The sequence below is a fragment of the Bradyrhizobium sp. Cp5.3 genome, assembly GCF_000426265.1.
Taxonomy (GTDB): Bacteria; Pseudomonadota; Alphaproteobacteria; order Rhizobiales; family Xanthobacteraceae; genus Bradyrhizobium; species Bradyrhizobium neotropicale.
In genome coordinates this window covers 1-1,625 of record NZ_AUFA01000129.1, presented here as the reverse complement: position 1 = coordinate 1,625, position 1,625 = coordinate 1, and the positions used below count along the sequence as shown (strand labels likewise).

The 1,625-nt window shown below is 66.3% G+C and carries 1 protein-coding gene; it reads left to right on the top strand.

Annotated features, from left to right (window positions below; all coding sequences use genetic code 11):
- Nucleotides 1–1,625: condensation domain-containing protein (locus K289_RS47365; RefSeq protein WP_035688107.1), on the top strand; the 1,625-nt coding region annotated here is incomplete at both ends.

Genomic DNA, 1,625 nt, shown 5'->3' with positions numbered 1-1,625 from the left:
CCAAGATCTGGGCGGAGCTTCTGGGGCTGGCGCGGGTTGGTCGCCACGACCACTTCTTCGAACTGGGCGGCCACTCGCTCTTGGCGGTGCAGCTGTTGAGCCGGATCTCGCAGGCTTTGGAGGTCGCACTGCCGCTGAGGACGCTGTTTGCCAAACCGGTGCTGGGTGATCTGGCGGCGAGCATCGTGGATGAGTTGAGCCGCTCCGGCTCACAAGACCTGCCGGCGATTGTGGCGGTGTCGCGCGAAGCGCCGCTTGTGCCGTCGTTTGCGCAGCAGCGGCTGTGGTTTTTGGCGCAGCTGGATGCAGCCAGCACGACCTATCACGTGCCGCTGGCGTGGCGGTTGCGCGGCGTGCTCGACCGCCGCGCCTGGCAGCGCAGCCTTGACGGTTTGTTGGCGCGCCATGAGGCGCTGCGGAGCATCTTTGTGGCCTCGGAGGGCAAGCCCAGGGTTGAGCTGCTGCCGCCGGAGGGGCCGCTGCAGGTCGTGGAGCACGACCTGCGGGACAGGGTCGATGCGGAAGCCGCGCTTGTGGAGCTGTGCAAGGAGGAGGCGCGCACGCCGTTTGATCTGGCGCGGGGCCCGCTGATTCGTGGTCGTCTGATCCGGATGAGCGATGAGGAGCACGTCGTCCTGCTGACCCAGCATCACATTGTCTCGGACGGCTGGTCGCTGGGCGTGTTGGTGCGTGAACTCAGTGAGCTGTACCGGGCGTTTGAGGCTGGACAAGACGATCCGCTGCCGCCGCTTGCGATCCAATATCCGGACTATGCCGCCTGGCAACGCCACTGGCTCTCAGGCGAGCGGCTCTCGAACCAGGCGCAGTATTGGCGCAACACCCTGTCCGGTGCGCCGGCGCGTCTTGCGTTGCCGACGGACCGGCCGCGGCCGGCGCGCCAGTTGTTTGCCGGGGCCCGTGTGGCTGTGGTCATCGATGCGGATCTGACACGGGGGTTGAGGCGTCTGAGCCACCGGCATGGCACGACGTTGTTCATGACGGTGCTGGCGGCGTGGGCGGCGGTGCTGTCGCGTCTGTCGGGGCAGGACGACATTGTGATCGGGGTGCCGAGCGCTAATCGGGGCCGCCGCGAGATCGAAGAGTTGATCGGCTTCTTCGTCAACACGCTGGCGCTTCGCCTCGACCTGTCGGGCGAGCCGAGCGTGGCGGAGCTGTTGGAGCGGACGCGGCGCACGGCCTTGGCGGCGCAGGAACATCAGGACCTGCCGTTTGAACAGGTGGTGGAGATCGTGCAGCCGCCGCGGCATCTTGATCACACGCCGCTGTTCCAGGTGATGCTGGCCTGGGAGAACAACGCCACTCAGTCCTTCGATCTTCCCGGGCTGAGTGTGGAGGCTGTGGGGAATGGGTACGATCAGGTCAAGTTCGATCTGGAGCTGAACTTAAGCGAGCATGGCGAGGTGATCGCCGGAACGCTGGGCTATGCCACCGCGCTGTTCGATCAGAGGACGATCGAGCGGCAGGGTGGCTATCTGCTGGCGCTGCTGGGTGCGATGGTTGCCGATGCCGAGCAGCCGGTGGGGCGGATCGAGCTGCTGTCGTGCGCTGAGCGGGCGTATCTGCTGGAGGAGTTGAACCGGACGGCGGCGCCTTATCCCTCGGAG